This window comes from Nonomuraea sp. NPDC050153, assembly GCF_044460125.1.
Lineage (GTDB): Bacteria > Actinomycetota > Actinomycetes > Streptosporangiales > Streptosporangiaceae > Nonomuraea.
Map to the genome: position 1 here is coordinate 47,579 of NZ_JBITJQ010000008.1, position 13,547 is coordinate 61,125.

The following is a 13,547-nucleotide window of genomic DNA, read 5'->3' on the forward strand; positions in this document are numbered from 1 at the left end:
CTATAACAGTAGCTCTCTGTAAGGTGTGGGCGCCCACTCCTGTGATGAGGAGAGCGATGGAACGCGAGCCGAACCGACCGCTGCAGCAGCTCATCGCGGAAGCGGGCTTCTCCCACAAGGGACTGGCCAGGTGCCTGAACGATTGGGGAGCCGCCCGTGGCACTCCGGGCCTCAAATACGACCACAGCTCAGTGTTGCGCTGGATCGGTGGTCAGAGGCCACGTGACCCGGTGCCCTACCTGCTCGCGGAGATCTTCGCGATGCGGCTGGGCCGACCGGTTACCTCGGAAGATCTGGGAATGCCGGCGATCCTCACACCCCTCGATCTCGGGCAGGAGTTCACGCACACGTGGCAGGAGGGGGTCGCGACCGTGACGGCGCTTTGGCGGGCCGACGTGGAGAGACGGAGGTTCCTGATCGACTCGACGTTCGCGATAGGGGCGGGCTCCGTGGGAGCCGTCCGCTGGCTGACGTCCCCTCCTGGGGGACACCTGAGCGGCACGGGCGCGCGGCGGGTGGGCCGCGCGGACATCGCCGCCATCCATGAGGTCACCCGATCGTTCGGGGAGCTCGACAACCGCTTCGGGAGCGGGCGGGTCCGCTCCTCCGTGATCAAATACCTCGACACCGCCGTCTCGCCGCTGCTCAAGGACGGCCAGTACGGCGAGTCCACCGGCCGCCGGCTGGCCGCCGCGGCCGCCGAGCTGACCCGCCTGGCCGGCTGGATGGCGTACGACATGGAGCAGCACGGTCTCGCCCAGCGCTACCTCATCCAGGCGCTGCGCCTGGCCAGGGGCGCCGACGACCACACCCTGGGCGGCGAGATCCTGGCCGGCATGGCACACCAGGCCATCTACATGGGCCAGCACTCCCATGCCCTCGACCTGGCCAGGGCCGGCCAGATGGCGGCCCGCCGCGCCGGCGTGCACACGCTCCTGGCCTCCGCGCACGTCCTGGAGGCGCACGCCCACGCGGGCCTGGGCGACGCCCGGTCCTGCGGGGCCGCCCTGCACGAGGCGGAGCGCGCCTTCGACGCCCGCAGGCCCGCCGACGAGCCCGCGTGGCTCAGTTACTTCGACGAGGCCTATCTGTCGGCCAAGTTCGCCCACTGCTTCCGTGACCTGGGGGAGGGAGAGCGGGCCGTGCGTCAGGCCCGGCGCTCGCTCGACATGGACTCCCGCTACGTCCGCGGGCGGATGTTCAACCTGTCGCTGCTGGCCGCCGGGCTGCTGCAGTGCGGGGAGCTGGAGGAGGCGTGCACGACCGCGGGCACCGCCTTCATGCTGGCGGGGGAGCTGCAGTCGGCCCGGTCGCGGTCGTACGCGGCCGACCTGCGGCGGCGGTTGGAGCCGTACAAGAACGAGCGGCCCGTGCTGGCGCTGCGCGAGCGGACGCGCGAGCTCACGTCGGTGTGACGTGGAACGGCCCGGGTGCGCTCGACGTGAGCGCGCCCGGGCCGTCCTTCTTCGTGCGGTGGTCTACCTTCGTACGGTCCGCAACTTTCGTACGGTCCGCTACCTTCGTGCGGTCGGCTACTGGAGGAGCTCGCCGTTCGGGCCGACGATCTTCTTCGTCTCCGCGTAGTTGGCCTTGTTGTAGACGTCGGCCACCTCACCGTCGAAGATCGCCGAGCTGATGTAGTCGACCCGGCCGTTGCCGTCGTTGTCGTGGAACAGGCTGGTCACGCCGTTGACGTAGCCGGTGCGCTTGTTGTTGTCGTACTTGATGAGCCACGGGCCACCGTCGGCGCCGGGGGTCATCGAGCACTTGAGCAGCTGGTGCGTCTCGACCCTGAACGTGTTGACCTGGTAGCTCTTGGTGGCGGTCTTGCCGGAGCACCACTTAGGCGTCACACCGGTGAAGGGGCGGTCGCCGTCGGGGTGGGGGGCGGAGGGGTAGCCGAACGCGGTCACCGCCTGGCCGAGCGGCTGGTTCCAGGCGACACCCTGCCCGCCGACGACGTCACCGAGCCGGCCCATGTCCTTGGCGATCCCGATGATGTAGTGGGCCTCGTAGTACTTACGCGACGTGCCGGGCTTGACCCACTTCTGCGTGTAGTAGTGGGTGATGGTGTAGTTACCCAGCTTGTCGGTGCCCGTGGTGCCGGGGCCCTTGTAGGCGTCCTGCTGAGGCTTGGTGACCTGCTCCACGATGGGCTCGCCGAACTTGAAGCCCTGGCCCTTGCCGACCTTGGCGGCTTCGTACGCGGACTTGCTGACCTCGAGCTTCTCCAGGACGGCGTCGGGGTGGTCGGGCCCTACGAGGTCGCTGGGCTTGTCCTCGCCCTCCGACCAGCAGTCGCCGAGGGTGAGCTGGCACTTGAGGAACTCCGCGGAGCTGATCTCGCGCGGCTTGACCCACTTGTCACCGGCCCACGCCTTGAACTGGTCGCGCGAGACCTCCTTCTCGCCCGCCAGCCCGAAGCCGTTGTGCACCGCCACGAAGGCGAAGTCGCCGTCGTAGTCGTCGTAGGTGTCCAGGTCGTACGCGGTGAAGGCGTAGGCGCCCGCGTAGACGCCGAAGGGCGCCTTGCCCTGGTAGTAGCCGGGAACGAAGATCCACTTGTCGTAGACGTCCTCCTTGCCGTTCGCGAAGACGCAGTGGCCCGCGGTGGCGACCAGGTTGCGGTTCCTGGACTGGATGGACGTCGCCGAGCACCAGCGGTACTTGCCGGACTTGTCGAGGAAGAACACCTTGCCGATGGTCTTGGGCAGGTTGACGTTCTTTGACACGGTCGGCTTGGTGGTACCGGTCGGGCCGGTCATGCCCGGCTTGCCGTCAGGAACGCCCTTGCCTCCCGTCGACACCAGCTTGGAGACGTTCTTGACATCGAGGTTGTACTGGGTGGCCTTGCGCAGGGCGGCTCCATTGGAGTCGAGCCAGAAATAGGCGGCGCCGTACGCGTCGGCCGGCTTGGGCTCGAGATTGTCGGTCGCCCAGCTCGGTGCGGCGGTGGCTGGGACGGCGAGGGCGGCGGCGCTCAGGCAGGCGGCGGCCAGGGGGATGAGCAGGCGCTTCACGGGAGGCTCCACAGTTGTCAAAAAGGGTGTAAAGACCCTATCGACCCTTTGGTCACTCTGGTAAGGGGAATAACCAGATTTCTCAGCAAAAGGCCGAAGGGCCCGGCAGGATGCCGAGCCCTTCGGTATTGCTAAAGAACGACGAACAAGTCTTCGTTCCGATCCGCAGCGAACTACGGGATGAGCTTGCCGCTCCACGAGGCCGCAGCGGCCTTGTAGACGACGTTGGTCTCACCGTCGAAGTAAGCCGAGGTGATCGTGTCGTAGCGCTTGTTGCCGTCGGTGTCCGCGATGAGGCTGGTGACACCGTTGACGTAGCCGAGACGCTTGGCGTTGCTGTACTTGTACAGCCAGGGGCCACCGTCGTAGCCGGCGGTCACGGTGCACTTCATCGACTGCTGCTCCTCGACCTTCTTGGACGGGATCAGCAGAGCCTTCTTGGCGGTCTTGCCGTAGCACCACTTCGGCGTCACACCGGTGAACGGCTTGTTGCCGTCCAGGTGCGGGCCGTAGGGGTAGCCGAAGGTGCGGACGTACTTGCCGGACGGCTGGTTCCACGCGAAGCCCTGGCCACCAACGTTGTCGCCGAGGCGACCAACGCTCTTGACCTCGTGGACGACGATGTACGGCTCGAGGCGGACGTAGCGAGCGACCTTACCCTGCTTGTACCACTTCTGAATGTAGTAGTGCGTGAGGGTGGAGTTGCCCTTCTCGTCCAGCTTCACCTCAGCCGGGAACTTACCAGGGTTCTTCTTCTTGTCCTGGAGGTACTTCCAGGCCTCCTGGTAGGTCACGTTCTCGACGATGGGCTCGCCGAACTTGTAACCCTGACCCTTGCCGACCGCAGCAGCGTCGTAGACACCCTTGCTGACCTCGAAGCGGTCAACCACCGCGCCGGGGTAGTCCGGACCAGAGGCCTCGTCGGCCTTGCCCGGGTCCACGTCGTAGTACTCGGTGGTCTTGGGGTCGAGCTTGCCCTTCTTGTACTCGTCCTCGGTGACCGTGACGTCCTTGACGAACTTCTCGCCCTGGTACGCCTTGTAGGCGTTCCAGTCGACCAGCTTCGGCTTGTTCAGCGTGCCGCCGATGCCGTCGTAGACGGTGACGAAGGCGTAGTCGCGGTCGAAGTCCTCGTAGACGTCGAAGTCGTAGTGGGTGAAGGCCTGCTTGCCCACGTAGAGACCGAAGGGAGCCTTGCCCTGGTAGTAACCGGGGACGAACACCCAGCGGGACACGACCTCGTCGTTGCCGGCGATGTCGTAGACGCAGTGACCGGCCGTGGCGACCAGGTTACGGTACTGCGACTGGATCGAGGTGCCGGAGCACCAGTAGAGCTTGCCATCGCGGCCCTCGAAGAAAACCTTACCGATGGACTTCGGCAGGTTCACGTTCTGAACCTTGATGGTGGCCTTCTTCTCCTCGCCGATGGGGGCGGTGGAACCCGGCTTGGTGTCCGAGGTATAGCCACCACCGGAGGAGATCTTCTGAACCTCGAGCGCGTCGGGGTTGAAGGCAACGGCCTGCTTGAGGGCCGCGTAGTCGGACTTGGACCAGAAGTCCAGCGTCTCGGCCGCCTTCTGCTGGCTCGCCAGCACGTCGGCGGAGACGGTGTCGTCAGCCTGAGCCGTGGTGGCCAGGCCGGCGGCCAGAAGGCCAGTGGCCAGAATGGCGCCACCGGCGGGGAGGAGGATGCGCTTCACGGTAACTCCTTGCGCTGTCGTGGAACGCCTCTTGCGTCCCATGCGTCAGTAAAGGGATAGCCAGGAACATACAGTGTGGATCTTGCTCGCGGGTAGCCGCTTTGACAGGAAAAGAGGCGACAAGCCGGGCGTGACCGTTCTGTGATGTTTAAACGGATGATGCGCAGGAGTCGAGGAAAGCTGACTTCGGGACCGTTTGCCCTGATCAACATAAGGAAGTTGTCAGTGCGATCTGTGGGGCCCGAGCGCCTTCTGGATCATGGTCGAGAAGGCTATGTGACGCAGATCACATTGGATTGATGGCACCGTCTGGGCGTGCCGTGCGTCCAAACGCCCTTCACTTTTGGCGGGAACGCGGAAGGGCCCGGCGGGATGCCGGGCCCTTCGCGGGAACGTATGTACGAACAGTCTAAGACCGGTCGCTATCCGTTACCTCAGACAAGCTTGCCGGACCACGAGGCCGCGGCGGCCTTGTAGACCACGTTGGTCTCACCGTCGAAGTACGGCGAGGAGATGTAGTCCACGCGGCCGTTGCCGTCCTGGTCGTTGAAGGTGCTCACGACACCGTTCACGTAACCGAGACGCTTGCTGTTGCTGTACTTGTACAGCCACGGACCACCGTCGGCGCCCTCGGTGAAGGCGCACTTGAGGGCCACGTGCTCCTCGATCTTCTTGGCAGCAGAACCGACCAGCTTCTTCGTGGTCTTGCCGTAGCACCACTTCGGAGTCACGCCGGTGAAGTTCTTGTTGCCGTCGGGGTGAGGAGCGGCCGGGTAGCCGAACACGCGGACGTACTTGCCGGTGGGCTGGTTCCAGGCGAAGCCCTGACCGCCGACGTTGTCACCGAGACGGCCCGCGTCCTTGGCGAAGCCCTCGACGATGAAGAAGACGGTCTTGTAGTACTTGGCCTCCGAGCCCGGCTTGTACCACTGCTGGACGTAGTAGTGCGTGATCGTCCAGTTGCCGCGCTCGTCCTTGACGACCTTGGCGGGGTACTTGTCGGTGGGCTTGTCGCCCTGCTTCGCCTTGTAGGCAGCGGCCTCGGCGTCGGTGACGATCTCGGTGACGGGCTCACCGAACTTGAAACCGTTGCCCTTGCCGACCTTGGCGTCCTTGTAGACGTCCTCGGTGACCTCGACCTTGCCCACCGCGGCACCCGGGTAGTCGGGACCGGTCGCCTCAGGCGCCGTGCCCTCCTTGACCCAGTACGCCTCGGTCCTCGTCGGGTCAAGCTGACCCTTCAAGAACTCCTCGCGGCTGATCTCGACGTCCTTGGCGTCCTTGATGCCGGTGTACTTGTCCCAGTCGGCCTTGGAGACCTGCTTGGGGGTACCGCCACCGAGCTTCACGCCGTTGTACACGGTCACGAACGCGTAGTCGCGGTCGTAGTCCTCGTACACGTCGAAGTCGTAGTGGGTGAAGGCCTGCTTGCCCACGTAGATGCCGAACGGCGTCTTGCCCTGGTAGTAACCGGGGACGAAGACCCACTTGGACAGGACGTCCGAGTTGGTCGCCGTGTCGTACACGCAGTGACCGGCCGTGGCGACCAGGTTGCGGTACTGGGACTGGATCGAAGTGGCGGAGCACCACTTCTTCTCGCCCTTGCTGTTGACGAAGAACACCTTGCCGATGGTCTTCGGCATGTTGACGTTCTGGACCTTGACGGTCGTCTTCTTTTCCTGGCCGATCGGCGCCGTCGAGCCGGGCTTGGTGTCGGCGCTGTAGCCGCCCTTGCTCTGCAGCTTCGCGACGTCGCTCTTGTCCCAGTTGTTGGACTCCTTGGCGGCCCGGAGGGCGGCGCCGTTGTTGTCGGCCCAGAACTCGGCAATGGCCTTGGCGTTCGCCGCACTCGTCGCCATCGGGTCGGACGCGACGTCGCTGTCGGCCTGAGCGGTGCCGGCCAGGCCGGCAGCCAGAAGGCCGGTAGCCACGAGGGCGCCACCGGCGGGGAGGAGGATGCGCTTCAAGGGAACTGCTCCTTGCTCTGTCGTGGGTCGCAAACTTGCGTCCCATGCGTCAGTAAAGGGATGGCAAGGAACATAGCGTGGTGATCTCCGCAGGTGGAACCCGGTTTGGGCAATCCGGTAGCCGCCCTTACCGCCGTTACCGTGCTGTTATCTGTCAGAGATCTTCGCATCCGGTGATTGGATAGTTACGTTTTCGCTGGGTATAGAGGGGTTGTGGCTGATGGGACCCGAGTGCCGTTAGTAGCCCGCCACCGACTGTAGCCGTCAAAACGTGACTCAGATCACAGGAACCGGATTGACGCCTTGTCCGTCTAACTCGTTCCAATCCTCACAGGAGATCTTCAGGTTGGGGCTGTGGGGGGTCCGAGCGGCGCCATCGGGCCCCTGCGGATGCCAAAAAGGAGGCCGTCCTCGCCGGGAGGAGGGGCGGCGAGGACGGCTGTCGAGCGCCAGGGGTGAGGTCGTGGGGGAGAGACCCATGGCCTGGCCTATTTGGACTGGGGCGCCCGGGGGCGCCTCAGTGTGCTGTGTCGGCGGGCGAGGAACTCGTTGGGGTGCGCCTCGGCCGCCGGAGGAAGGCGAGCCGGTCGTGCCGGCTATCGGCTGGGCCGGGGCCGGACGCGCGTCTCGCCGTCAAGTAGGTATGGCAGGGACTAGACGTCCCTCCGTCTGACGACTGCCGCCAGGTGGGTGCGCAGGCTCAGGAGTACCGGATCGCATTCGAGGGCTTCCTGGTGCGGGTGCCGGGCGATCCGGGCCGCGGGGCCGCCGTCGGTCATCGGGGCGTCCTCGGAGGTCTCGATCGCGGTGAGCAGGCGTCGCCAGGTGCCGTCGGCCGTCCAGTGGCGGTGGTGCCGGTAGATGGTCACCCAGCAGCCGAACCGGCCGGGCAGATGGCGCCAGCGCAGTCCGGTCCTGGCCTGGTAGAGCACACCGTTGATCATCATCCGATGTTCATCCCACCGCTCCCCGTGCCTTTCGCCCGGGGGTAGCAGTGACGTTAGCCGCTCCCACTCGGCGTTCGTCAGATCGCCTCGATGCATGCGCCTATCGTGACAAGGCAAATACTCTGTGTCAGCAGATCCAAAAAAGATCTTCATGGCGATCCTCGGCCGCAGGTATAAGGAGGCTCCACGACGGACCGGGCCGAGAGGCGGACAAAGTGTCACATCCCGCGTGGAGTAGCCGTGGATACGGTGAGTGGGCGGAGGCCGTCGGCCAGTGTGGCGTAGTCGGCCTGAGCTTTGCCGTGAGTTATGAGATCATGACGGGCTACGTACGCTGGAAGGACCTTCGTGCCGAGTCTGTCAGCCGCGCCGGCGGTGAGGCGGTTGTGGAGGCGGGGAGTAGGTAGGGGCGGCAGCTGCTGACCGGCAGGCTCGTCCTGGTCCTGGAGTCGTGTATCCATGCGATGAGTTGATGCCGACTCTCGTCACTTTGCGTACTCGACATGTGACAATGGGTGCCATGCGGTCCCCCCGACATGACGCCCTCGTCAAGATGTTCGAGCATCGCCCCGAGCTAGCGGTGGAGATCCTGCGTGATCTCATGGGGGTGGAACTGCCCGACACCCCGCTGGTCCGGCTGGAGAACACCACCTTCAATACCCGTCGCTCCGACGACATCCACGCCGACATGGTCCTTGTCCTGGGGCCATCGCAAGATCCCGCGCATGCCATCATCGTGGAAATCCAGCAGGACAAGTCCAAGGTTCCCCGGCAGTTGGCCCGCTATGCCGCCGTTCTGTGGCTGATGCTGGGCTGCGATGTCACGGTCCTGGTCATCTGTCCCGACCGTACGACGGCCGCCCACTATGCGCAGCCGATCGAGTCCGGGCTGACCGGTTACCGTCTGCAGGCCCTGGTTCTGGGGCCGGACGGCATTCCAGCCTTCACCGATCCCCAGGAGGCCGCCGCTCACCTGGGGTTGGCGGCCATGTCGGTCATGGTCCACGGCCGCGACCGCAAGGTGGTCGAAGCATTCGCCGCGGCGCTGACCGACACCGACGACGATCACGCTCTGAAGTACACTGAATACGCCTACAGCATGGCCACGCCAGAAGTACGCCGCCTCATGGAGGAGATCATGACGTCCACCGACTGGCCCGTCTACACCCCCTTCGCTCGCGAACACTTCGGCCGTGGACGTGAACAAGGCAAGGCGGAAGGGGAGGCCAGGGCGGTCCTGCTGGTGCTCGCCGCCCGCGGCTTTGATGTTCCAGAAGACGTACGAGCCCGTATCACCGCGTGCACCGATCTTGCGCAACTGGAGACCTGGACCACCCGCGCGGCCACCGCCCAGGCCCTTGAGGAGCTGTTCGACGAAGCTGGCGGGCAGCAGAGTTAGTGCCAGCATCGGCGCGTGTGGGCGCCCTTGCGAGGACGCTTGCATCCCTCACCCGGCGACGGGGCCTGCATGGGTGGCGAGGCGGATCTCTTCCACCGTGCTGGCTTACCAACTTTGTTGGTTCGACTCGATGGTCAAAGGTGGTGGCTGGTCTTCACATGGCTCACGCCGGGGTGCGCGAGGGGCGGGAGCGCCTCGCCTGGGCGGAGCCCTAACCGGACAGTCCGAGCGCTAGCGAGGTCCGCTCAGGGCGGGCTCCAGCGGGCCAAGCCGGTAACCAGGCAACGGGTGGGGATGGCGAGCGGGGTTTCGGGGGGTCGAAGGGGGCGTCAGCTCCCTGGGAGGCGCTGTCTGGAGCTCTATGGCGCGTAGCGCCTCTCAAGGCGGAAGACCGTGCTTCTGGGCCCCCGGACGTACAAAGCGAGGGCCTCGGGGGTGCCGAGGCCCTCGCCTTTCCCCTGGAAGGGCTTACTTGTACAGCTCGCCGTTCGGGCCGACGATCTTGCCGGACCAGACGTTCTTGGCCGCGTTGTAGACCGCCGCCGTCTCACCGTCGAAGTAGGGCGAGGTGATGTAGTCGATGCGGTCGTTGCCGTCCTGGTCGGCGAAGGTGCTGGTCACACCGTTCACGTAACCCAGGCGCTTGCCGTTGCTGTAGTTCTGGAGCCAGGGGCCGCCGTCGTAACCGGGGGTCACGGCGCACTTGAGGCCGATGTGCTCCTCGATCTTGAGCCAGGGGGCGCCGACCGCCTTGGCGGTGGTCGTGCCGTAGCAGTTCTTCGGCGTGACGCCGCTGTACACCTTGTTGCCGTCCGGGTGCGGAGCGGCCGGGTAGCCGAAGGCGCGGACCGGCTTGCCGGTGGGCTGGTTCCAGGAGAAGCCCTGGCCGCCGACGTTGTCGCCGAGGCGGCCGGCGTCCTTGGACAGCAGGAGGTAGTAGCGGCCGCCCCACGCGCGCTTCGGGCCGGTGAAGCCCTGGTAGTCCTTGCGGTCCACCTGCTTCACGCGCTCGAACTGGATGCCGTTGTAGACGGTGACGAACGCGTAGTCGCGGTCGTAGTCCTCGTACGTGTCGAAGTCGTAGTGGGTGAAGGCCTGCTTGCCCACGTAGATGCCGAACGGGGTCTTGCCCTGGTAGTAGCCGGGGACGAAGACCCAGTTGTCGAGGAGCGCCGTGTCGCTGTCCGTGTCGTACACGCAGTGACCGGCCGTGGAGACCAGGTTGCGGTAGTTCGACTGGATGGAGGTCGCGGAGCACCAGCGGAACTTGCCGGAGCCGTCGACGAAGAAGACCTTGCCGACGGTCTTGGGGATGTTCACGTTCTGGGCCCTGCCGATCGACTTCGTCTCGCCGGTCGGTGCCGTGGTGCCGGGCTTGCCGTCGGGGCTGTAGCCGCCCTTGGAGACGACCTTGCGGACTTCTTTCGCGTCCCAGGTGTACTGGGTGGCCTGGCGGAGCGCGGCCCCGTTCGAGGCGAGCCAGAACGAGGCGACGGAGGCGGCCTCGGCGGTGTTGTTGGCCATCGGGTCGTGGGAGACGTCGCCGTCGGCCTGGGCCGTACCGGTCAGACCTACGGCGAGCAGGCCGGTCGCGAGGACGGCCCCACCGGCGGGCAGAAGGATTCGCTTCAAGGTAACTCCAGGTTGCGCTGACATGAGGCGCCTCATGCACCTCCATAACTCAGCAAACGGACAGCCCGGAACTTACCGGTTTGACTATGCCTATGTGAATTTCAGGTAGATCATGTCAACGTTCCAAGGGGGCGTCGTGACCTTGCCGAGACAAGGGAACCGCTGATCACCGGCAGTGACCGGACGGTTGCAGTGATTTAGGTCACATTTGGCGGCGTGGTCTGCGCGGCGGCGCGCCGGTAGACCTCTCCGGCGGTGGTGTCGAAGTAGGGAGACGACACCGCGTCGTACGAGCCCTTGGCGTCCCTGTTCCAGGTCAGGCTGTTGACGCCGTTGAGGTAGCCGTACCAGCGCTCCTTGTTGAAGCCGATCAGCCACGGGCCGCCGCTCGCGCCCGGGCTGAAGTCGCAGGCCAGCAGCTGCACGCCCTTCTGCAGGTCGAGGCTGACGGCGGAGGTCCAGCGGGTGGGGCCTTCCTTGCACATCTCCAGGCGCTTGCCGTCGAACGGGCGGCTGCCGTCGGGCTGCGCGCCGGCCGGATAACCGAACGCGGCCACCGTGTACGTGGTCGGCTTCTTGTTCAGCTCGATGCCCTGGCCGCCGACGTTGTCCTGGAGCCGGCCCACGTCCTTCATGACGTAGCGGCCGTCCTTGGCCTCCCACTTGAAGCCGCGGTGCACGGTCACGAACGCGTAGTCGAAGTCGTAGTCGCCCTTGCCCGTCCAGTCCTCGTGCATGCTGATCGAGGAGCCCACGTAGATGCCGTCGGGCGTCTCGCCGTTGGGGCCGGGGTTGGGGACGAAGATCCAGAAATCGGCCGCCTTGGCCTGCCTCGGGTCGTACGCGCAGTGCCCGGCCGTCGCGACGACGCTGCGGTTCCTGGCGGCGACCGCGCTGGCGGAGCACCAGTACTCCTTGTCCCCGAACCGGAAGAAGACCTTGCCCATGGTCCTGGCGACCGAGCCTTTGCGCGGCAGCACGGGCGCCACGGCCTGTGCCGCGACGGCCCTCGTGACGGTGGTCGCGGCCTGCGTGGCGGGGTTGGAGGCCTGCGTGGAGGCCGAGGGCGCCGGGGTGGCGGCCTGGGCGCCCGGCGTCGCGGGGCTGTAGCTGTCGGCCTTCTTGAGCTGGTCGGGTGTCCAGTAGTCGGCGACCCGCTTGACGTCCGCCGCGGTCTTGGCCAGCGAGACGGCGAAGACCTTGCTGTCGAGCGCGGCGTTCGCGATCCCCGTGAAGGCAGGCGACAGCAGCAGCGCGCTGCTGAGCGCAGCCGCCACCAAGTGCCTGGCCCGGGGGATCATGAAATAGCCTTTCTTGGGGTCGTAACGGTGGATTTTTCCAGATGTACTGGTGGTATTGCAGCCAGGATAGAGATTCGTTACCTGATCAAGAGTGCACCGTGCACTATAAGGACATCGTCAGACAGATCTCTAAATGATCATTGTGAGTGGTTGTTTCCGCAGGTCGGAGCGGGTGTAGGCGCTTGTTGAATTGCACTCATTCCGCGCCTGACCAAGTGACGCACGCCTCAGTGGAAGGCCCCGGTTCCGAGCGGAACCGGGGCCCAGGGTGCCACCTCGATCAGCGGAAGTTGCCGGTCCAGCGGTTGGCGGCGGCCTTGTAGACCTTGTAGGTGTCGGTGTTGAAGTACGGGGACGAGATGTAGTCGTAGCGGTCGTTGGCGTCGGTGTCCCACGCGACGCTGTTGACCCCGACCAGGTAGCCGGTGCGCGACGCGCTCTTGTAGTTGTAGAGGAACGGCCCGCCGCTCGCGCCGGCGGTGAAGGCGCACTTGAAGCCGATGTGCTCCTGCAGGTTGTACCTCTTGGCCTCGGGCATCGGCCTGGTCTTGCCGTAGCAGAACTTCATCGTGCGGCCGGTGAACGGCTTGTCGCCGTCGGGGTGCTCGCCCGCCGGGTATCCGAACGAGAACACGTTCAGCTTCGTGCTCCTGTTCCAGGTGAAGCCCTGGCCGCCGACGTTGTCACCGAGGCGGCCGACGTTCTTGACCGTCCACTGCCACTTGTTGTTGACCTTCTCCCAGTTGACCTTGATGCCGTTGTAGACGTTGACGAACGCGTAGTCGAAGTCGTAATCCTCCTTCACCACGAAGTCGTCGTGCGCGTTGAACGTCTTGGCGGCGTAAATGCCGTAGGGCGCCTTGCCCTCCCAGACATTGTTGCCGTCCCAGTACGACGGAATGAAGATCCAGTTGTCGTAGAAGGTGTTCTTGGCGGTGTCGTAAACGCAGTGGGCCGAGGTCGCCACGAGGTTGCGGTACTTGCCCTGGACCGAGCTGGCCGAGCAGTACCGCCAGCTCCTCGGGTCGCGCGGGTCGGCCTTGGGGAGCGTGAAGAACACGCGGCCGACCGTGTTGGGCAGATTGACTTGCTTGCTCTTCTTGGCCTTCGTCTTCTCCTCGCCGATCGGCGGGACGGATCCCGGGGGGCCGTCAGGTGCGTCGTTGCTGCCCTTGACGCCCTTGGAGGTCAGGTCGAGGCCGGCGTCGTAGTCGGTGGCCAGCTTGATCCGGTCGGGCGTCCAGAACTGGACCGCCTGCTCGGCGGGGGTGACGGCGTTCCGGGAAACGACGTCGGAGGGTGCCTTGGCGTTGGCCGGGGTGCCGCCGACCATGCCCGCGGCCAGCCCGACGGCCATCAGGCCGGCGAGCGGGAACGCGATGCGCCTTGCTCGGGAAAACATGGAGCTCCTCTCAGCTTTCGGCGGCCCAGAGCGGGGTACTGCGCCCCGGTGGGCCAGGAAAACGATCGAAACGTTAATGAATGGCGCAAGGGGGTGGCCATGAAACGACGCGAAAAAGCATGGCCCGGTTCCGTTCCGTTATAGAAATAGCGAAACCGCATGTATTCATAATTGGCATC

The 13,547-nt window shown here is 65.3% G+C and carries 9 protein-coding genes; 2 read left to right on the forward strand and 7 right to left on the reverse strand.

Going from position 1 to position 13,547, the window contains the following annotated elements; all coding sequences use genetic code 11:
- Positions 1 to 56: 56 nt before the first annotated feature.
- Positions 57 to 1,415, forward strand: a complete 1,359-nt coding sequence (locus ACIBQ1_RS21475) for a hypothetical protein (RefSeq protein WP_397279852.1) — start codon at positions 57 to 59, stop codon at positions 1,413 to 1,415.
- A gap of 117 nt (positions 1,416 to 1,532) precedes the next feature.
- Here ACIBQ1_RS21475 and ACIBQ1_RS21480 read toward each other — a convergent pair whose 3' ends face one another.
- From ACIBQ1_RS21480 to ACIBQ1_RS21495, 4 genes are all read right to left on the reverse strand, one after another.
- Positions 1,533 to 3,020, reverse strand: a complete 1,488-nt coding sequence (locus ACIBQ1_RS21480; RefSeq protein WP_397279854.1) for a trypsin-like serine peptidase — start codon at positions 3,018 to 3,020, stop codon at positions 1,533 to 1,535.
- A gap of 173 nt (positions 3,021 to 3,193) precedes the next feature.
- A complete protein-coding gene (locus ACIBQ1_RS21485; protein WP_397279856.1) occupies positions 3,194 to 4,720 on the reverse strand; it encodes a trypsin-like serine peptidase in 1,527 nt (508 codons plus the stop codon).
- 434 nt (positions 4,721 to 5,154) lie between these two features.
- Positions 5,155 to 6,687 carry a trypsin-like serine peptidase gene (locus tag ACIBQ1_RS21490; protein ID WP_397279858.1) on the reverse strand — a complete coding sequence of 511 codons (1,533 nt, stop codon included), beginning with the start codon at positions 6,685 to 6,687 and terminating at the stop codon, positions 5,155 to 5,157.
- Between the two features lie 653 nt (positions 6,688 to 7,340).
- Entirely contained in the window at positions 7,341 to 7,787 is a 447-nt protein-coding gene (locus tag ACIBQ1_RS21495) for a transposase (protein WP_397279860.1), read from the reverse strand.
- A gap of 400 nt (positions 7,788 to 8,187) precedes the next feature.
- On the opposite strand from ACIBQ1_RS21495, the gene ACIBQ1_RS21500 reads away from it, so the two are divergent.
- The gene (locus tag ACIBQ1_RS21500; RefSeq protein WP_397279862.1) at positions 8,188 to 9,033 is read left to right on the forward strand and encodes a hypothetical protein; all 846 of its coding nucleotides are present in this window, start codon (positions 8,188 to 8,190) and stop codon (positions 9,031 to 9,033) included.
- A gap of 468 nt (positions 9,034 to 9,501) precedes the next feature.
- On the opposite strand, the gene ACIBQ1_RS21505 is transcribed toward ACIBQ1_RS21500, so the two are convergent.
- The 3 genes from ACIBQ1_RS21505 to ACIBQ1_RS21515 all read right to left on the reverse strand — a co-directional run bounded on the left by ACIBQ1_RS21505 (position 9,502) and on the right by ACIBQ1_RS21515 (position 13,368).
- Complete coding sequence (locus ACIBQ1_RS21505) at positions 9,502 to 10,665, reverse strand: trypsin-like serine peptidase (protein ID WP_397279864.1); 1,164 nt, start codon at positions 10,663 to 10,665, stop codon at positions 9,502 to 9,504.
- A 197-nt stretch (positions 10,666 to 10,862) separates the two neighbouring features.
- Complete coding sequence (locus ACIBQ1_RS21510; RefSeq protein WP_397279866.1) at positions 10,863 to 11,966, reverse strand: trypsin-like serine peptidase; 1,104 nt, start codon at positions 11,964 to 11,966, stop codon at positions 10,863 to 10,865.
- Between the two features lie 280 nt (positions 11,967 to 12,246).
- Positions 12,247 to 13,368: a trypsin-like serine peptidase gene (locus ACIBQ1_RS21515; protein ID WP_397279867.1), complete on the reverse strand. Its 1,122-nt coding sequence runs from the start codon at positions 13,366 to 13,368 to the stop codon at positions 12,247 to 12,249.
- Positions 13,369 to 13,547 lie beyond the last annotated feature (179 nt).